Annotated in this window: 14 protein-coding genes and 1 CRISPR repeat array; all 14 genes read right to left on the minus strand. The window is 45.9% G+C overall.

What is annotated here, in order from left to right; translation table 11 throughout:
- On the minus strand, window positions 1–1,401 hold the full coding sequence (locus ABID13_RS16595; protein WP_045091763.1) for a PTS transporter subunit EIIC: 1,401 nt from the start codon (window positions 1,399–1,401) through the stop codon (window positions 1–3).
- Window positions 1,402–1,526: 125 nt separating this feature from the next.
- A complete protein-coding gene (locus tag ABID13_RS16600; RefSeq protein WP_048929542.1) occupies window positions 1,527–2,999 on the minus strand; it encodes a sulfatase in 1,473 nt (490 codons plus the stop codon).
- 76 nt (window positions 3,000–3,075) lie between these two features.
- Window positions 3,076–4,113, minus strand: a complete 1,038-nt coding sequence (locus tag ABID13_RS16605; RefSeq protein WP_156200045.1) for a LacI family DNA-binding transcriptional regulator — start codon at window positions 4,111–4,113, stop codon at window positions 3,076–3,078.
- Between the two features lie 156 nt (window positions 4,114–4,269).
- Window positions 4,270–5,730 carry a DEAD/DEAH box helicase gene (locus tag ABID13_RS16610; RefSeq protein ID WP_048929544.1) on the minus strand — a complete coding sequence of 487 codons (1,461 nt, stop codon included), beginning with the start codon at window positions 5,728–5,730 and terminating at the stop codon, window positions 4,270–4,272.
- An 85-nt stretch (window positions 5,731–5,815) separates the two neighbouring features.
- Complete coding sequence (locus tag ABID13_RS16615) at window positions 5,816–6,904, minus strand: DNA alkylation repair protein (protein WP_007863372.1); 1,089 nt, start codon at window positions 6,902–6,904, stop codon at window positions 5,816–5,818.
- A gap of 91 nt (window positions 6,905–6,995) precedes the next feature.
- On the minus strand, window positions 6,996–8,870 hold the full coding sequence (locus ABID13_RS16620) for a hypothetical protein (protein ID WP_048929545.1): 1,875 nt from the start codon (window positions 8,868–8,870) through the stop codon (window positions 6,996–6,998).
- A gap of 105 nt (window positions 8,871–8,975) precedes the next feature.
- A complete protein-coding gene (locus ABID13_RS16625) occupies window positions 8,976–9,596 on the minus strand; it encodes a hypothetical protein (RefSeq protein WP_143111271.1) in 621 nt (206 codons plus the stop codon).
- Between the two features lie 58 nt (window positions 9,597–9,654).
- Window positions 9,655–11,499 (minus strand): ABC transporter ATP-binding protein, encoded by a 1,845-nt coding sequence (locus ABID13_RS16630; RefSeq protein WP_048929546.1) that lies wholly within the window; start codon window positions 11,497–11,499, stop codon window positions 9,655–9,657.
- 3 nt (window positions 11,500–11,502) lie between these two features.
- Complete coding sequence (locus ABID13_RS16635) at window positions 11,503–13,326, minus strand: ABC transporter ATP-binding protein (protein WP_007863390.1); 1,824 nt, start codon at window positions 13,324–13,326, stop codon at window positions 11,503–11,505.
- Between the two features lie 204 nt (window positions 13,327–13,530).
- On the minus strand, window positions 13,531–14,160 hold the full coding sequence (locus ABID13_RS16640; protein ID WP_007863392.1) for an acetyltransferase: 630 nt from the start codon (window positions 14,158–14,160) through the stop codon (window positions 13,531–13,533).
- A gap of 13 nt (window positions 14,161–14,173) precedes the next feature.
- Window positions 14,174–15,385 carry a 5-methylcytosine restriction system specificity protein McrC gene (locus ABID13_RS16645; protein ID WP_197092170.1) on the minus strand — a complete coding sequence of 404 codons (1,212 nt, stop codon included), beginning with the start codon at window positions 15,383–15,385 and terminating at the stop codon, window positions 14,174–14,176.
- 15 nt (window positions 15,386–15,400) lie between these two features.
- Window positions 15,401–17,113: an McrB family protein gene (locus ABID13_RS16650; protein ID WP_048929548.1), complete on the minus strand. Its 1,713-nt coding sequence runs from the start codon at window positions 17,111–17,113 to the stop codon at window positions 15,401–15,403.
- A gap of 13 nt (window positions 17,114–17,126) precedes the next feature.
- A complete protein-coding gene (locus tag ABID13_RS16655; RefSeq protein WP_242849235.1) occupies window positions 17,127–18,269 on the minus strand; it encodes a DNA cytosine methyltransferase in 1,143 nt (380 codons plus the stop codon).
- Window positions 18,270–18,523: 254 nt separating this feature from the next.
- Window positions 18,524–19,546: a CRISPR direct-repeat array (repeat unit 32 nt; unit sequence ATTTCAATCCACGTTCCCGCAAGGGGAACGAC).
- 172 nt (window positions 19,547–19,718) lie between these two features.
- Window positions 19,719–20,009 (minus strand): CRISPR-associated endonuclease Cas2, encoded by a 291-nt coding sequence (gene cas2, locus ABID13_RS16660; protein ID WP_048929549.1) that lies wholly within the window; start codon window positions 20,007–20,009, stop codon window positions 19,719–19,721.
- Between the last annotated feature and the right edge of the window lie 8 nt (window positions 20,010–20,017).

Raw genomic sequence — 20,017 nt, forward strand, 5'->3', positions numbered from 1 at the left:
CTAGATTCCTTTCTTCTTAATATAAACCGCGGTGAGGACAAATGAGATGCCGGCTGATATGAGGCAGACCAGGGTATACTCCACTGCACCGCCGTTGAGGAACAGCAGGTAACCGGGGATCGCCGAAACTCCCATACCGGTGGCGCTCAGATGCATCAAAGCCGAAAACAGGCCGCCGAATGCGCTTCCGATACAGCCCAGCACAAAGGTCACGCTGTAGGGCAGGGTAATTCCAAAGATTGCCGGTTCCGTGATCCCAAACCATGCCGCAATGCTGCTGGAGCCTGCCAGGGCCTTTAACTTTTTGTCTTTGGCAAAGCAGAAAAACGAAGTCACCACCCCTGCCTGGCCCACCACTGCAGCCGTCCTTATGGGCATGTACATATTGGTGCCCATTTCCTCCAGGAAATTGATGTCAATGACCCACAAGCCATGGTGTATTCCTAAAATAACAAGGATCTGCTGAAGGCCCCCGATGATAAATCCGCCGATTCCAAAGGGGAGCTGGACCAGCATCCGGAACGCGCTCACCACTCCTGCCTCGACCACATGGATCACAGGACCCACACCAAACAGAATAACAAACAGGGAGATCCCCAGGGTAAGGATGGGGGTAAGGATGATATCAAACACATTGGGCACAAATCTACGGCACATATTCTCAATCTTTGCAGTGAGCCATCCGCCTACAATGGCGACCAGCACAGAACCCTGGAATCCGGTGAGCTTAAACGTAATCCCCAGCAGCTGGATCAGCATGGGTTCTGCATTTCCCTTGCCAACCGCTCCCGCTGCCGGAAGGGTGCTGCTGATCACCATCAGGCCCAATACAAACCCAAGTATGGGCGACCCGCCGAACTTCTTTGCCGCGGAATAACAGATCAGTGCCGGAAGAAAGGAAAAACCCGTGTCAATGAGGATTGCCATGATGTTGTACCAGTTGGAATCCGTGGCCATCAGTCCGCTTCCTGTCAAAAATGACCTCACGCCCATCAGAATCCCGCTGGCAACGATCACTGGGATCACTGGGAGAAAGATATCGCCGAACATTCTTGATATCCTCTGGATCCCATTGCCTCCCTTTGCTTCGATCTGCGCTCCATTGCCCGTGCCGTCTCCCGCGCCCTTTTCCAGGCTCTCCCCCGCGCCCTCTCCGGCCAGAGCCGTAAATTCCTTATAAACCTTATTTACGATCCCTGTTCCCAGTATGATCTGGAACTGTCCTCCGCTCTCGATCATCCCCTTTACAAGAGGAAGGTCTTTTAACTCTGCTTCCCGCACCTTTTTTGGATCCCTTAATACAAGCCGCAGCCTGGTTGCACAGTGAGCTGCCTGCATCACATTCTCAACACCGCCTGTATACAGGAGGATCTTTTCAGCCGTTTCTCTATCATCCACCATAATAAGCCCCTTTTCTACATATTATTACCAGCGCGCTTTGGTTGTCTCCATTATATAGTGACCGTGGTTTAAATACAATCATCCCGGGGCCTTGTGGTATTTATTCCGGAAAACAGGTATTTATTTCAGCGGGAGTGCCTTCCCTGCAGCCCCAGCCTCTTATACTGTTCCTCAGGAGCCTCCGACTCCCTCATCAGCCGGATCATGGCTTCCTTCATGCGCTCCTCCACCGCCTTATCCTTTATGGGATGGTTCTGTCCCGGGTCCTCCTTCAGGTCAAACAAAAGGTCCCCGTACTTCATGTGGCGGTCATACCAGTAGGAAGAATTATCCGGTGAGGTGGATGTCTCTGCCGGTATTTTCATCAGTGGCACACCCTTTGTAAACTCAAAGGAATCACACAGCTCCCGCTCCGCCTTTTTCAGTTCCTCCACTGAAAAAGGGGTGAAAATATGGGTGGGCATTATGGTGTAATTGTACAGAGTCTCCTCCCTTCCCGAGCGCATGTACACATAGTCTCCGTCCGTTATATTCACATGCTTTCCAAACCCGCCGAACAGCGCGTACTCACGGCCCACAGCCCCCTGGCGCAAAACCGGAAGCAGGGATCTTCCCTGCATCTGCTCCGGTATGCCAATGTGAAAAAAGTCGCAGAGCGTTGGCGCAATGTCAATGGTCTGTGACAGCGCCTGGTTCCTGACATTCTTTCCCCCTGACACGGGATCCCAGATAAAAAAGGGAAGATGGGTGATCTCCTCGTACAGGGGCATATAATTCTTAGCATAATAACCATGCTCTCCCAGAAGAAAGCCATGATCCGTGTTCACGATCAGCATCGTATCCTTCCACATGTCGTGTTCATCCATAAAATCAAGGAGTTTTCCAAGATAGGTGTCGCAAAAAGTGAGCAGCGCACAGTAATTCAGCCTGACGCTCTCCAGCGTTTCCTCATCCGTAACCGGTTCATAAGGAGGCCAGTCAAAGGAAAGAGCTTTGTCACTGTACATCTTCTTATAGGATTCCGGCACGTAAAACGGCTCATGGGGGTCAAAATACTCCACATGCAGGCACCAGTTGTCCTGTTCCACATTCTTTTCCAGAAACTCCATGGCAGAGCGGAAAACCCTGACATGAGGAAAATCCTCCTCATCCTTTATGTATTCCCGGTTCACATACTCCTGCCGCTTCAGATCCTGAAAATCCGTGTAGCCGCAGACATCCCCTTTCCACAGGTCCCCTTCCTGCCCTCTCACAAACTCATAGGTTGAGAACTTTGTATGATATGTCAGCCCTCCTTCCTGCCAGTAATGGGCATGGTCCGAGATAAAATGCGTGTAAATTCCATTCTTTCCCAAAAGTTCATACACAGAATTGTCATAGGGTTCCATCGGCCCCCAGCTTCTGTGGAGAAAATTATACCGCCCCGTGTGCATCTCCCTTCTGGCAGGCATACACGGCAGGCTTCCCGCGTAAAAACAGTCAAAGGCGGCTGTCCGCTCCTGAAGGCGCCGGAAATTCTCCGTGATGGTAAAGTCACAGCCATACGGGGACAGCAGGTGACGGTTCAGTGAGTCATACATAATGTTGATTACTTTCATTTGTTTCTCTCCTTTGCATACGTATTCATAAAAATGTAAAATAAAATGGCTATGCGAACATAGTCCATTTCATTCCTTAAACCGGACCGCTGGATTCCCTGATAATCAGCTGGGGCAGGATCTTTGGACGGATCCCTTCCCCCTCTTCCCCTCTGAGTTTTGCATACAAAAGCCGGCAGCATTGTTCCGCGATCTCCTGCCCCGGCATGCTAACAGTTGTAAGGCGGGGACGGAACCAGGCGCCTATCTTTAAGCCGTCAAACCCTGTCACGCTGATCTGATCCGGGATCCTGATCTGAAGCTCCTTTAATGCCTCCATGACTCCCAGGGCCATGGCGTCATTGTACGCGCAGACAGCCGTATAATCCCTGAACATATCCTTATGCTCCATCACGGCCCGGTATCCTGACTCAAATGTAAGGTCTCCGTGGAGAAACTGTTTGGGTTCCAGGATCACGCCGTACTTTTTCAGTCCGTCCCGGATTCCCTGTTCCCTGAGTCTGATGGCCCCCATCTTCTCCATGGCGGACACACACAGGATCCGCTTGTGTCCGCACCGGCCCAGATACTCCCCCAGCACCTCACCGCCATGGTGGTGGTCCACAGCCACGGTGCTCCTCTCCTCAGCCCCCGCCTGTTCCGGATTATAACGGATAATGGGGACCGGGTGGCCTGTCTCATACCACCTGTCCTGGGAAATGCTGGACTCGATCACGATCAGCCCGTCCACCTTCCGGTTGCGGATCACCCGCTCAACGCCTGATATCTTATCCTCCGGTTCATGACCGCCCAAGGCCAGCAGGTCATATCCGTGGGCCTGCAGATGGTTGCGGATACAGTTAAAAAGGTTCCCTATATAGATATTGGAATCAAAATCAATAAAATGGTCCGGAAAGACAATGCCGATCGTCCCGGTGCTGTTGGTCTTAAGACTTTTTGCATTACTGTTGATCTCATAACCGTACTCTTTGGCCACGGCACGGATCCGCTCCGCCGTCTCCCCTTTTACAAGACTGCTCCCATTCAGGCTTCTGGAAACCGTTGACTGGGACACGCCCAGAAGTTTTGCTAATTCCTTTGAGGTCATCTCATCCTTCCCTCCAATCCCGGGCATGGCCTGCGCCACGCAGGCAGGCCGGGATGAACTTAATCCATCCGCCCCTCTCTTTGCATACGTATGCTTTTTTATTTATACTACACCGGGACAGCGGATTTGTCAATCCTCTGTCCCATTAAACATATATATTCCATATGCCAGGCCTTCATGCCCTTACATCAGCCCCTGAACCTTAACGCTTCTCACTTTCCTAACCTTGCCTTTTAAGGTTTTATCCTTAAGCGCATCTAAAACCATTTCCCCCTTTTGGTTCAAAATCTCCACATAGCTCAAACTGTCCCTTATATCTATGATTCCTATGTCCGTCACATCCACGCCATCGATGGTGCAGATTGTGGCCACAATATCATTGGCTCTGATCTTTGATTTCCGTCCTCCGCCAATGGCCAGCCTCATTATATCCTTATTAAACCCATTTCCATCCTGGTCCTTTAACCTGGTTTTCACGCGTTGGCTTTCCCGGAATGCTTTTTCCCTGTCATGTTCCGGAACCGGCGCTTCCTCCACGTAAAACGTCCGGCCCATGTACTCCTCCACCATCTTAAGCATCCGCCTGTCATCTTCGCAGACCAGGCTCACAGCAGTTCCCGTCTTTCCATTTCTGCCCGTGCGTCCGATCCGGTGGACATAGGTTTCTCTCCCAGTTGGGAAATCATAATTGATCACATGGGTGATATCCTTAAAATCAATGCCTCTTGCAGCCACATCCGTTGCGATCAGGAATCTGAATCCGCCTCTGCGAAAGGCATTGACGGTTTTCAGCCGCTCCTTCTGCTCCATTTCCCCGTGAAGCATTCCGCAGAAGATCCGGTTCCTTCTCAGCTTCTGGAACAATACGTTCACCATCTCCCTGGTCCCACAAAAAATAATGGCATTATCGGGATTTTCCAGCTTTAGGACCTTGATAAAGGTATCATACTTATCCTCGGATGCTGTTTCATAAAACAACTGCCTGATGGCAGCCTCCTCCTCCGGCTGTGCATCACATGTCACGGTAACTGCATCCTGAACAAAACCATCTGTCAATTGGCAGACCTCAGGCTTTAATGTGGCGGAGAACAGGGAAATCCCCGCATCCTGCGGAAGCTTTGAAAGAATTTCCTTTACCTCGTCCGCAAATCCCATATCAAGCATCAGATCCGCCTCATCGATCACCACCCGGCTGACCTTGTTAAGCTTCAGGGTTTCCCTGCGGATATGGTCCATCAAACGTCCGGGGGTTCCCACAATCATGTGGGACTTCTGCTTCAGGGTACGGATCTGCTTGTCAATGGGAAATCCTCCGTAAACGGCCGCCACCTTCAGACGTTTCAGCCGTCCGATCAAAAACAACTCATCCCGCACCTGTTCCGTCAATTCCCTGGTGGGTTCCAAGATCAGGACCTGGGGCAGATTCTCCTCCCAGACCGCGTGCTCACAGACCGGGATTCCAAACGCCGCTGTTTTCCCGCTTCCCGTGGGCGCTTTTGCCAATACATTGTTTCCTGACAGCATAAGGGGGATAACGGACTGCTGGATCCGGGTGGGGGTCCGGTAGCCCAGTACCTCCAGGGACTTGATGATATCGTCTGATAGTTTGTAGCTGTTGAAAAAATTATTTTCCTCTATGTTCATATATCCTCACAATTTTTCTTAGTCATTTATGGTGCGTGGACCATATTCCGCTGCTCTAATGTGCATTTAAATACGGCGAGCCATATTACATCACCAACTCAAAATCCTGACCGCACCGCTCCACACCATTGACAATCAGTGTAAGGGAATGGGTTCCCGGATAATGCCTCCTGGTACTTAGATCCGCAAAAGAATGTTTTTTCTCATAAAACTTTTTTTCATTATCATCCAGCAAAATTTCAGAGATCTGGAATATTTTCCTGTTTCTTCTCCCATTGGCCTTTACGTAATCAATTCCGTATTCCAGTCTTACCTTTGCGGCCTCCTTAGCGGAAATGTAAAAGGAAAAAACAATATCCTCCCCTATTGAGACAGCGGACGGCGCCAGGCAAAAGTCTTCCACTTCTATGGAATCAACATCGTGATATCCGAACATAGCCATCACATCCCGATTGCCCTTTTTTAACAATGTCCTGCATCCATGCTTTACGATCCAGTCCGTGTATTCGTTTTTGCCATACCAGTCCTTTGCAAGCTTTATGACCAGTTCCGGATGCGTCTTGGAAATATCATTCAGGTTATTGGCAACGCTCTTTCGTACATACGGGGATGGATCGGCCTTCAGCTGCTCCAATATAGGCAGGATCGGTGTGGGATCCTTTTTATACTTATTCAATGCCTGTCCCCAGGGCAGCTGAGGCCGGCAGCCCTCACTAGCCAATCTGCGGACATGCTCATTTTCATGTTTGGACCAGGCATACATCTGTGCCATCATCCGCTCCTCATGGTGAATGATAAAAGGCCTTACTGCAAATTCAGAGGAGGAATAGGTGGTATATCTCTCCAGCGCAGCTATGGATAGATCCCAATTCTCCTCATCCTGTCCGTAGACCTCCACAAAATCCGGAAATAAAATCCCAAACAATCCGGAAGGACAGTCCGCGATCACCTGGTCTAAAACAGCAAGGGCCTCCCTGTAATCTGCGGGCAGATATGTTCCCAGACTTATATTTATTTTTCTTACCCTGGCTTTTAACTCCAGATCATCCCATGTCTCATCCATGGTTGATCTCACAAACTCCTCCGCCTGAAAGGCTGGGTAAACGGATCGAATCGCCGCTGCGATTTCATTAAGAGATTTTGGGTTGAACATGTTTTTTAATAAATCAGCCATGTGTTTTTTCTCCTGTTGTATTATATGTACTCTCGGAGTCTCCTCGGCCCCCGTCTTTGCGGCTGAGATTCCGAGAGTACACTTATTTTTATCAGCTGTTTTCCCGAAGGATACCATCAATTTCAGCAACGGAAGCCTTCCCGTTCTCCTCATTCCCAAGGATATATACTTCTGCATCCATATGCAAAAGATACTTCTTTAAAAATTCCCAATAATACAGGTCGATCCCTGCCGCCTCATAAGTCCGGATCCCTGTTTCCCTGATCTGACACTGTTCTTTCCACTGCTGCGCCGCCTCCCTTGACCGGAAAAGCAGCAGATTTCCTCCCACTGAATATGTTTTTCCCGTATTACATGCCCCGGAAAATTCCATCAAAGCCCAAAAGGGTGTACCCACGGTCCTCTTTGTGGGCAGACAATGCAGATTTCTCAAGTATCTTTCCGGATTTATCTGAAACATAACATTTCCTATTGATCGGAACAGGTCAATGCCAAGCCATGTATGGGGTGACTCCGGGTCAATACCTGCCACCCTGCTGTCCGTGAAAAACGCCAGCAGCCATTGAAAGCTTTTTAAAACTTCCAGCAGATCATCAAAACCTGCAAACAGTTTTAAAAACTCCGGCTGGTCAGCATACAGCACCTGGCCGTCCAGGCCCGCTGATCGCTTCAAGTTCTCTGCCAGTCTCCTGGTCACCGGATAGACAAATACCGTGTCCGGTTTTTCCCTGGGGTTAAAAAACAAGACCGTAAAACAGCTGTCATTTTCCTTATGAGTCAGGTCCCCTATATACAATTCGCCTTTTTCCCTGGCCTTTTGAATCCATTTCAGGCAGTGGGAAAAGTCCTCCAACAGGACAAACAGCATCTTAGGCCCGGCTGGTAAAAATCCCGCACGCTCATTTGCGCTGTCATATTCCATAAACGGAATCATTAAAAATCCTGCTTTTTCAAGAAAATGCTCCAGTTTCCTTCCGCTCCACTCATACCCGGAATACCAGGACCCATCCGCCAGGTCAGCTCTGCCTATGACAAAAACATCTTCCGCCTTACCTAAGTTATAGCAGTTTTTAATCACCAGCACGCCTTCCTGGCGCAGCATCTCCTCTCCAATGTCCCGTCTTACCCGAATATGCGAAAGATCAAAGGCTTTCACCCGCTCTGCCAGCTTTTCAACATAATCGAACTCATCAATCATACAGCGGTCAATATTTTGCAGTGCATGCTCCACCATATCTGAACAATACTTTATAAGGCCCGCATGTTTTAACTGTCCTATCCATACCTCCGGCTCCCATTGAACTTTCTGGTATCCGGATTTTCCATTTCCCTTTTTCCATTCCTGATACAGACCGTAAAACCGTTCGTCAAAATATCCGTGGCAGTCCAGATATGCCTGAAAAGCTGTTCCATCTCCAACCGCTGCCCGCCATTCCTCAGAAGCCACGTCCATATGCAACGCGTCCTTGCATAGCAGTGTTATCTGCCTGCATTTTTCCGTATGATCCATGTGTGCATCCTGGACCAATTCATAAAAATAAGAAGAAAACTCCCGGTACTCCTTTGTCTTGCTATTATACCCTTTCTGCACCGCTCTAAAGCCGCCATACTGGTAAAGAGACGCCAGTTCCATACTGTTTGCATAAATTTCATGAATTTTCCGCGTTCTCTGTTCCAAAATCAGATTTATCTTCTGTACGTGCTCCGCGTGCCGTTGATCCAGGGAATCTGCCGCTGCCTGTTCAAGGTCCAGGATATTCATCAGAATACCCGCCACTGATATCCCCTGCAGCTGGGCATGATAGATCTCATGGGCTTCCGAAACCTGCCCTGACTGAAACTTCAGATTATCGCCCATTGGCAGATAAATGCTCCCGCCTTCTTTAAAACAATACGTTCCCAGTATAACAGATCCCGCATCAGATTCTGCGTTAGATTCTGCATTAGATTCTACATCATCCCCCACATCATCTCTCCTTTCGCCTGTCCTAACTGGAACACATAACAGATCCTGCAATGGGTGTTATGGCCCACCGTATAGCCTAAACTACGGCCGATCATATGGCCCACATTATGACCGGTATCTCTGCGCCACCCATTCACACAGCCAGATCCCATCTTCATTTACTTTAATGCTTTCGATCCGTTCCAGTTCTTCCAGAATTGTTGTATACCGCTCCTGGGTAAATTCCTTGTTGGAGGTCTGCCTGCACATACGGTTCGCACAGTCCCATCCCTTTTCCAGGGAAATGATGTGGCGTTCATCCGCATTCTTCCACAATGACATAATAACGACAGCCTGTTCTTTAGTAATCTCAACCGACATCACATTCCTGATCATTTTCCAGATATGCAGGGCGGCACACACCTTTAAAATAGGGATATCCATAGCCAATGCCACGCCGGCCTCCACAGATTCAGGCAATGTATCAATCAGCTTTTTCATGTTTATCTTTATATTCCCAGGCTTGATAGACGTTCCTCTTTTATAATCACTCAGGGAAGACATGACCAGCATATGCATCACAGGCGGCTCCTGCTCCGGGGGAGTCATTATAATACAGCTGTCAAACATAGCATGTTTCACCTCAATGATCTGTGTATCATCTGCCTTCTGGATTCTGCAGTATTGTTCAATCTCTGATTCAAGTTCTTTTCGTTTGGATCTCATTAAGTCATTTCGTCTTTCCATTGTATCTTAATCTCCTTAGCCAGCCATAACATGTACAGTATCCGTTTATTTAAGGCCATCACGAACCGGCCTGTTCTCCTGCAAATACTTTCATAGCAGCTTCTTCCTCAAACTGCCTGGAATACAGTTCATAATAGTATCCCTTTTGCCCCAGCAGTTCCAGATGGCTGCCCCGCTCTATGATCTTTCCATCCTTCACCACCAGTATCAGGTCTGCCTGGCGGATGGTTGATAAACGGTGTGCGATCACAAAGGAAGTATGGCCCTTCAGCAGATGGTCCGTGGCATCCTGAATCAGCTTTTCCGTCTGCGTATCAATTGAGGAAGTGGCTTCATCCAGGACAAAAATAGCAGGGTTGGCCAACACCGCCCGGGCAAATGAGATCAGCTGCTTCTCACCGGTGGACAACAGGCCTCCGCTTTCACCCACATCACTGTCATATCCCTTTTCCATTTTCCCCACAACCATATCCGCGGACACATTTCTTGCCGCCTCTTCAATCTCCTCGTCCGATGCGTCCAGGCGTCCATATCGTATATTCTCCCGCACAGTTCCTGAAAACAGGTGGGGATTTTGCAGCACATAGCCGATCTGGCTGTGCAGCCACAGCTGCGACCGCTCCCGGTAGTCCACCCCGTCAATCAGGATCCTTCCCTTTGTGGGTTCAAAGAACCTTCCCACCAGGTTAACAAGTGTGGACTTTCCAGCCCCTGTCTCCCCCACGATCGCCACATTCATGCCCGCAGGCACATGGAGGTTAAAATGTTCCAGTACATATTCCTTCCCATCCGGATACATAAAGGAAACATCTTCAAACACAATATCTCCCCGTATCTTTTCCCAATTTTCTTTATTAGGTGAAAATGCATCCCCATACTTTTCAAGCACATCTTTCCGGTCCACCACATTGGGCTTCTGTTCCAGCAAATCCATCACTCGCTCGATATTTGCCTGGCAGGAGATCAGATCGGCAAGCAGTCTGGCAAGCTGCTGGATGGGTTCAAATATGACAACCGCGTAAGAGATAAATACAGACAAGGTCCCAAGTTTGATGATATTTTCCCGGACCATGTAGCCGCCCTTTGCCAATACGACCGCGGAAGCCACTGAACTGAAAAACAAAATGGCCGGGATATACACCGCGTTCAGCTTTGCCGAATGGATCGCCGACTGATGCATATCCGATGTCTTTTCAAAGAAGCGCTTCTCATTGTCCCCTTCAATCACCATACTCTTTGACGTTTTAACTCCGGTAATGCCTTCATTGTAGGCGCTTGTGATCTGGGAATTGATCCGCCTCACCTTTCGGTTCCATTTTAAGATACGGTTCTGAAAATACACGGTCAGCAGGGCAATACACGGAACAATCATGGTAATGATACATGCCAGCCGGGCATTTAATAAAAACATGATCACAAACACACTGACCACATAAATCAGGGCCCAAAACATATCCACCAGCCCCCACGCGATCATTCCCGCGATCCTCAGCGTATCACTCATCACCCGGGCATGGATATAGCCCACCGGTGTTGTATTATAATAGGAAAATGATAATGTCTGCAAATGCTGAAACTGCGCCCTTTTTAAATCCTTTCCCACATTCATCTCAATTGTTGTAGCTGCATGGACGGACCGATACACGCAAATCGTCTGGGCCACGATCACCAAACTATAAACCAGTGCAAATATCCCAAGCCCATGCATACGATCCGGTATAATAAAGGAATCAATGGCATAGCTCTGGAACAGCGGCACCAGGATATCCACCCCTGCGAGCAGAATATTAAGCCCCAGGGTAATGGCAAAAAACTTTTTATATGGTTTAAAAAACGGAAACAGCTTCATCCAGATCTTAAAGCTGAAGGGATTATTATATTCTTGTTCTTCATATGCTGCCATCTGTCATCCCTCCATCTTCTCTCTGTCGTCACGGCTCATCTGTATATCATAAATCTTGCGGTAAATCCCATTTTTCCGTATCAATTCACCGTGGGTTCCGCATTCTTCTATTTGCCCCTGGTTCAGCACCATAATCTCATCCGCTCCCATAAGGGATGTCACTCGGTGGGATATGAGGATAACCGTTGCCTCTCTCATATGTTCCTTCAGGGCGCAGCGGATGTGATAATCGGTCTGGGAATCCACGGCTGATAAAGAATCATCAAATACCATGATCGGCGCTTTCTGAAGCAGCATTCTCGCAATGGCGATCCTCTGCTTCTGCCCCCCTGACAAAGTGACTCCCCGTTCCCCCACAAGTGTGTCATATCCGTCCGGAAAGCTCATAATGGCATCATCGATGCACGCGATCTGCGCCGCATACCGGATCTCCTCCATGGACGCATCCGGCACGGAAGCCGATATATTTTCCCGTATCGTCCTGGAGTACAAAAAGGGCTCCTGCAAGACCGTTCCAATATTTCTCCGAAGCTCCTCTATGGGGATATCCCTGATCTCCCTGCCCCCAATACAAATACTCCCCCTGCTATCCTTAAGCTCATACAGCCTGGAAAGGAGCTGTACCACTGTAGACTTCCCGCTGCCCGTTCCGCCTAAAACACCAAACGTCCTGCCCTCCGGGATTGTGAATGAAATGTCCTTAAGTACATCCTTTCCATCCTCATATCCGAAGGATACATGCTGAAAGGAAATATCGTACGTTTTAGGGGACGTTTCGTTTTCCTCTCCGAAACCAACATTTCCCTTCCCATAAATCTCCGCCCTTTTCCCATAAGCTTCTTCCTGGGAACGGATGATATAATCCACACGTTCAAATGAGACACCTGCTTTACTCATATCCGAAAGAATACGACCCAGGCCACGGATCGGCCACACCAGCGTTGAATTATAAGCAGCAAACGCAATAAATTCACCAACGGATATGAAACCATTTACCGCCTCCATCACTCCGAAGATAATGACCGCAACCACCTGAAGCCCCGTGATCAGGTCCCCAATTCCCCAATACAGGCCCGATAATGTTCCCAGCCGGATCCACAGCCTGGCAAAGGCATTATTCTTCTTATCAAACCGCTCCATCTCAAACTGTTCCCGGCCAAAGGCCCGCACCACACGCACTCCTGTTGCATTTTCCTGCACAACCGTGGACAGCTCTCCCTCCGCCTCATCCGCTGTGGTAAACCGCTTTGCGATCAATCTGTAAAACACCGTTGAATACACGATCACAACCGGCACGAACAGAAGAACGATACAGGAAAGCTTCACATTCATGGAAAACATCATAACAAACGATATAATTACAAGAAATGCCGTCCGGAATACCTCCAGAAGCTGTGTCACTACAAATCCACGTATCACCTCCACATCAGAGGTACACCGCTGGATAATATCCCCTGTCTGGTTCCTGTCGTGCCACTTCATGGGCAGCTTCTGCACATGGATAAACAATGCATCTCTCAGATTTTTAGCAAAATTCTCCCCTGCCTTGGCCGTATTGGTACGGCTGATATAGGTAAAAATCCCCGAAGCAACCGCCACCGCCACGATCATCATGGCCAGTATCCATAGGTGGCCGGACAGATAAGTCCCTCCGTTTCCGCTGAGCACCTCATCAATGCTGAACCGGAAAATCTGCGGTGTCAGGGCATTTAGTATGGTTGATATCAGGGATGCGGCTACGGCTGCTGCAAAATAGACTTTGGAGCCCTGGAGGAATTGGATGATCAGATGGAGTTTTCTGTATTTTGGCTTTGTAATATTTTTCATGATTCTATACTCTTTTCCCCGTACAAAAAAAGAGACGATTACTCGCCCCTTTTTTAGGTCCTCTCTTGACGGCGGTGACTCACCTGTTACTTAAATTTAGTATACATGATGCGTGGTCCAAAATCAATAGATATTGTTGCCTTTAGGATTCCCTTTTAGAAATCCTCTTTTAGAAAACCTCTTTTAGGAATCACCAGCCTTAACTTAGGAATGTATCTCCTTTGCCGGAACCCCGGCCACAACCACTCGGTCCGGCACATTCCGGATCACCACTGCCCCGGCTCCCACCACAGACTCCTCTCCCACTGTGATATCATCCATAATCGTGGATCCGATTCCCAGAAACGACTTTCTGCCGATCTTTGTATGCCCCGCCATGGAAACACCGGGGCAAATATTTGCAAAATCCCCAATGATGCAGTCATGTTCAATAATTGCGCCCGTGTTCACAATACACCCTGTCCCCACATGCGCATTGGGGTTGACCACGGCCCGCGCCAGCACGGCGCATCCCCTGGAAATATGTGAAAAAGGGCTGATGACCGCCGTGGGGTGGATCACTGTTGCCAAGGGAATACCCAGTGACATGAGCCGGGAGGTTTTGGCCTCCCGCAGGTCATTGCTCCCTACCGCTACAATGGCTTCATTGTATGACCTCAGGAATCCGGAAAGATTCACCTTTTCTTCCTCGTAGACCGCATACCCCGGAATGGACCGGTGACCTTTCTCCTTCATATCCAGGAAATCAATCCTGTCATATCGCTTCATCGCCAAAGCGCAGTCCAAGGTAACGGTGCCCTGGTCTCCGGCGCCCCAGATTAGTAGATGTTTCATATATTTTCTCCATTTACATCAATGCTTTAATCTTATCAATAAACATATTTATATTCTCTTTAAATTCTTTTGATGTGTCACCTGCAATATTTATATAAACACCATGTATTTGTTTTAATGAAAAATCTTCATTATTGAATTTCAGAACAGCATTTTGTTGTTCTCTGCCAGCTGGGTAACATAAGATCACACGCTTACTATGTAATTCATTTGCATAAAAAAACATTTGGTATACATCTGCATTGCTAAAAGGCTTGGATGTTTTATTCTTCATATCTAAGATACCAAAAGCGGAAATCGGCATTTCATTCTCCTGATACAAATAAAGCATATCCGGTATATATGATTTAAAATAATCATCATAATCAGCACCGGAACACACTGCATACTGTTTTTCTGATTCCCAATAAGTAAAATTATAATCCCCGGAATATGTAACTAAAATCTTTTTAATAAAATCCTCAAAAAGTCTATCAAAATTAACCAGAAAATTCTGGCCATATGCTTGATTGCCATAATCGGAAACAGACAGATCATTCAATATCATATATGCTAACGTCAATGCCTTTTTACAATACATTGTATTTGTGTTAAGTGTTATTTGGGGAACCTGGTAAATATCGGAAATATCTCCGAAGTCCCTGTTTAACAGGCTTGCTTTTTCCATATCCGTTATCCGTATCGCTTTATTATATGCCTTATACAATACCTGATTTATCGTAATATCCCTGGATAATTCATCAAAAGAACAATCAAAAATATCCCGTCTTCCCAATTGCTTATTCATCATAGTTTGAACTACATTTATATTTCCTCTCAGATACTGAAGATTTTCTCTTCCCTCCCTATATTCAACCGGTAAGCCCTTTTTTGCCACTTTATCCAGCTCAGAAATAAAAAGTTCAATGATATCAAAGGTGCCGCCACTATCTACGTCATATATTGGTTCATCCAGATCCGATGAATCAGATGAATATAAAAAATAATATATCCTGATAATATGCCTAAGATTCACACCATTATGCTTGGGATCAATCATAATCCTTCTTGTTGGCAGATTAATATATCCTACATAGGCTTGGGGAAAGCTGACTATATTTTGTTGAAAATCTATACATCCCGTACTAATCCCACGAGGCTCAAATGCTTTTAGCAAAAACTCCTTTTCGCCGTCTAAAAGCCGAAGGACGCTACCTTGCGGAATGTGAACCACATCTGATTCCATAGGCATCCTCCTGCATTAATCCAGTTTAAACTGTGCTTTTATTTCTTGAACAAACTGGTCTGTATCATCAATTCTCTGGGGTAATTTCATTCCCAAGATATTGGCTAAATATCTTGTATTTCCATATGTATATTCCTCAATAATAGGAATGATATAATAATTAAACAGCATTTTTAATACATCTGGTGTCCACATTATTTTTCCATTGGCCATTGCCCATTTCGGAATAAAATATGCATGTCCCAGAAGCATATTTTCATCTTTTAAAACATTAAATATCCCTTTGTTTATATTTTTCAATAACAGATCTGGCTTAATCTCCTTCATGGATGAACAATCCGAGATTGAAGAAATCAACTCATAGTTCGGATAAAATTTTACAAAGGCAAATCTTCTTCTGATTGCATAGTCAATCTGTGCAATACTTCTATCAGCTGAATTCATGGTAGCAATAATATAAACATTATCAGGAATTGAAAATTTCTTAATCTTTTTATCATTCCATTTAATATCACTTGCAAGATCAGCCGTATATTCTCTGTCTAATGTCAATATTGCTTCGCCAAAAACCTTTGATACATTTCCTCTATTTATCTCATCAATGATAAACAGATATCTGTGACCCGGATCCTTATCGCATCGAGCCGTCTCACAAAAATCCAAGAACACTCCGGGTTTAGGAACAAAATTACCTGCATCATCTATAGAAACACCGCCAATAAATTGCTCATATGTTGAATTAGCGTGGAATTGTACCAATGAACAGCCGGTAAAATCCCCCCTAATCTGATTAGTAATATGAGACTTACTGGTTCCGGGCGCACCATACAATATGACTTGTTTTGTAGCTAAAAGCAGTTCTTTTAAGCTTTCCGCCGTTATATTATTTCCTGTTGTTTGGGCAAGTTCCTGTGTCTTATCAACTTCAATATCGTTGATCACCGCCATATAATCATTTCCTCCTCTTGGTAATTTTGCAATTTCCGGAATGTAGTCTTTACTAAAGTGAAGATGATTTCTCAATTGGATTCCGCTTATCTGAGTGAGCGAAAATTTCAGAATTTCATCTTCATCATAATAAAATAGAGCGCTCAGCTCATCTTCATTTAGTTTTAATTCCTGTATCAGAATTTTAGTACATACCCTTGTATATCCTCTATAAATATCCTCGGTTATAGTCCCATTTATCCATTCATCAGGAGCTTCTACACCACGAAACCTAAAATACCACGCAGCAAAATACACAAGTGATATCTTATTCCCGTTCAGAAAATTAGACAGTAACAGACGTATGTAATTTCTTGGAAATTTGAACTTATCAGGATCAGCATCATCCTTTCTCAAAAATTTTGAATCATCCACCAATGTATTGTCAACCGTATCTCTCATACGGCTTAACAGTCCTTTAAAGGCAGTTCCTGGATTAAACAAATTATTCTTGCCTATTTCATCAATGATTGAAAACGGAAATAAGCAGCATTTCTTTTCTCCACTTTCAGCGTTATAGTCGTACAATGCAGAAAGCTTATATACACTTTGCAAATATACTTTTCTATCTTCAACTGATATACCACTGACTTTAGGAAATGCGCGATACTTCTTCTCGTCAAACCCTATACTCTTGAAAAAAAAGAACATTCCCAGTTGTTCACCGGATATGATATCCAATTGCTTGAAATAGTCTATACAAGATGCGATACTTTCCTCAGAAACATAAAGCAGTTTCATAACCACCACCCCTTTAATCCATGAACTGATTACCCAATTGTCTTTTAATTTCCATACCAATTACTTTTGCTAAAGTAGGCGGTACCGCATTGCCAATTACCTTATACATCCCTGTAACGGATTTAGGATCCTCGGTGAAAAACACAAATTCGTCAGGAAATGTTTGTATACGTGCTATTTCTCTTACATTATATCGTCTATTTTCAGTAGGATGGATAATTCCGCAGTTCTCCGGCTGAGCAGCCGCTGTAATTGTTCCTGCAATCTCATCTCTTGAAAATCTCCGATACATATTGGGGGCATGATACCTTTTCATATTGTCTGCAATCCTGCGGAATCTGTCCGGCAAATATCTATATGGAATACTTTTCCATGATCCTCCTTCAGGAATATGCCGGATCAAATTTAATGCCTGCGGAGAAAACGGCCAATCTACCTGGTTTGGTACATCAGCAGGAATATCAAGTAAATTCCCCACATTCAATCCTTCTTTTAGTTGTTTTGGAGGAAAAACAAATGTTTTCCCAAGATCTTTTCTAAATGCCACCACAACAACCCTTACTCTGTTTTGAGGCACACCGTAATCACTGGCGTTAATAAGCTGATAATTTACATGATACCCTTCACCAATGTCTCCCAAATTTCTAACAATCGTATCAATCAATAAACTTCCTTCTTCATCTTTGATTGACAACAATCCGCGGACATTTTCAAACACTACAACTTTTGGTTTTTTCGCTTCTATTATCCGCAAGCACTCTTTATACAGATTTCCTCTGGAGTCGTTCACTCCTTTTCGGTTCCCTGCATTTGAAAAAGGCTGACACGGAAAGCCTGCAGTCAAAATATCGCAGTCCGGCACTTCCTCTGCCGGTACATCGAGGATACTTCTTTCGTCCATCTCGCCAAAATTTGCCTCATACACTCTCTGTGCATCCTTATCAAAATCATTTGCATAAACAATATCATATCCAGCCTCTTTAAATCCCCAATCCAATCCGCCGCAACCGCTAAATAACGAAACCATCCGTGGATGAATTGCAGCCAATTCATCCGTGGAAAGGGTTCCATTTTCTTCTGTTCCATTTATACACTCAAATATAGATAACTGTTCCATTTTTCCTCCAAATACCATAATCGCTGCATATTTTATCATCTTAGATGACTTCAAACAGACGAATACTGCTGTCTCCAATCTGTCAAGGATATTCTTAGGCCGAAAATATTGTACTCCCCGCTTTTTGAGGTATCCCTTTGCAAAGATACTTCTTTATTTATATCTTTCTTTATTAATATCTTTCTCTATCAATATCTTCCATATACCTTTTTATAGATGTCATATTACAATATTAACCCATGTTCCCGCAGGGGAACAATTATTATATGCCCAAAAGGGCGTAAAGTCAAGAAATTTCAATCCACGTTCCCGCAGGGGGAACGACTGATATCCTTGTCTTTTTTGCTGTTACTTCGACAATTTCAATCCACGTCCCCGCAAGGGGAACGACCCCACCATTGGGGTTGTCCTGGACTTGTTTACGATTTCAATCCACGTCCCCACAAGGGGAACGACATCCGGGAATAATGATACTGTAATAGCTCAATCCGGATTTCAATCCACGTTCCCGCAAGGGGAACGACGTTTTTCTCCTTTCTTCCGTTGCCCGATACATAAATTTCAATCCACGTTCCCGCAAGGGGAACGACCTCTTACCGCCTCCTCTGTGGTTCCATGGCTGTATTTCAATCCACGTTCCCGCAAGGGGAACGACAATATCGGATATGACAAGCTGAGTAAGCGAAAATTTCAATCCACGTTCCCGCAAGGGGAACGACATGGAACAGGGTTCCTTCAGGCATTGATCCAAGATTTCAATCCACGTTCCCGCAAGGGGAACGACACTGGTCACCGCTCTCCAATCTGAGAGGTGTGGATTATTTCAATCCACGTTCCCGCAAGGGGAACGACAATAAAAAAGAGAGAGATGCTATATTTTAATGTATTTCAATCCACGTTCCCGCAAGGGGAACGACCGATCAGGGGGGACTGTGCATCAGAACGGAACAATTTCAATCCACGTTCCCGCAAGGGGAACGACGATATGGCAAACGTAACCATAACAACATATGACGGATTTCAATCCACGTTCCCGCAAGGGGAACGACGCTGCCATGCCAAGAAAGACAGAAGCGTGGAGGAATTTCAATCCACGTTCCCGCAAGGGGAACGACTCCGAAGAAATCCATTAATCGTTTGGGGTGGGTAGATTTCAATCCACGTTCCCGCAAGGGGAACGACTATGAATCCCATGATATAGTATAGTCATGGTTATATTTCAATCCACGTTCCCGCAAGGGGAACGACGTTAAAATCAGCGCAGGGAAGATCCCCGGAATCAATATTTCAATCCACGTTCCCGCAAGGGGAACGACGGCAAATATATCCAATATCATAACACAAAACAATCACACTTTTATATCATCTATACATTCCTTTGAATACCACACAGCAAAATCATCGCCTCTTCCTCCCAAACCAAGCATCTTTTGTGCACTTTTTCCGGTGCGAATCCCCCGTACTTTTCATGTGTGCTTCACATTCGCACTACAAAAATAATGTCTCATCTGCCGCAATCCCCTTATCAACCCCCACATGCTCTACTTTTGTTTTATACTTATTACCCAAATAATAGAATCGCAGGCTGTCGACCTCTTCATCAATAATTTCAGCCAATAATGACTTCAGCATCACACACTGCGCATTGTCCAGGATACACTCAAATACCGAATTCTGGACTCGCCTCCCATAGTTAACGCATTGTTTGGCGACCTTTCTAAGCCTCGCTTTTCCTCCTGCGGTCTCTGTATTCACATCATATGTGATCAATACCAGCAAACTCTGAC

The organism is Enterocloster citroniae, from assembly GCF_040545455.1.
GTDB classification, from domain to species: domain Bacteria; phylum Bacillota; class Clostridia; order Lachnospirales; family Lachnospiraceae; genus Enterocloster; species Enterocloster citroniae.

Coding starts and splice junctions, on each gene's coding strand:
- ABID13_RS16595 (WP_045091763.1), bottom strand. CDS start 1,401: ATGGTGGATGATAGAGAAACGGCTGAAAAGATCCTCCTGTATACAGGC.
- ABID13_RS16600 (WP_048929542.1), bottom strand. CDS start 2,999: ATGAAAGTAATCAACATTATGTATGACTCACTGAACCGTCACCTGCTG.
- ABID13_RS16605 (WP_156200045.1), bottom strand. CDS start 4,113: ATGCCCGGGATTGGAGGGAAGGATGAGATGACCTCAAAGGAATTAGCA.
- ABID13_RS16610 (WP_048929544.1), bottom strand. CDS start 5,730: ATGAACATAGAGGAAAATAATTTTTTCAACAGCTACAAACTATCAGAC.
- ABID13_RS16615 (WP_007863372.1), bottom strand. CDS start 6,904: ATGGCTGATTTATTAAAAAACATGTTCAACCCAAAATCTCTTAATGAA.
- ABID13_RS16625 (WP_143111271.1), bottom strand. CDS start 9,596: ATGGAAAGACGAAATGACTTAATGAGATCCAAACGAAAAGAACTTGAA.
- ABID13_RS16630 (WP_048929546.1), bottom strand. CDS start 11,499: ATGGCAGCATATGAAGAACAAGAATATAATAATCCCTTCAGCTTTAAG.
- ABID13_RS16635 (WP_007863390.1), bottom strand. CDS start 13,326: ATGAAAAATATTACAAAGCCAAAATACAGAAAACTCCATCTGATCATC.
- ABID13_RS16640 (WP_007863392.1), bottom strand. CDS start 14,160: ATGAAACATCTACTAATCTGGGGCGCCGGAGACCAGGGCACCGTTACC.
- ABID13_RS16645 (WP_197092170.1), bottom strand. CDS start 15,385: ATGGAATCAGATGTGGTTCACATTCCGCAAGGTAGCGTCCTTCGGCTT.
- ABID13_RS16650 (WP_048929548.1), bottom strand. CDS start 17,113: ATGAAACTGCTTTATGTTTCTGAGGAAAGTATCGCATCTTGTATAGAC.
- ABID13_RS16655 (WP_242849235.1), bottom strand. CDS start 18,269: ATGATAAAATATGCAGCGATTATGGTATTTGGAGGAAAAATGGAACAG.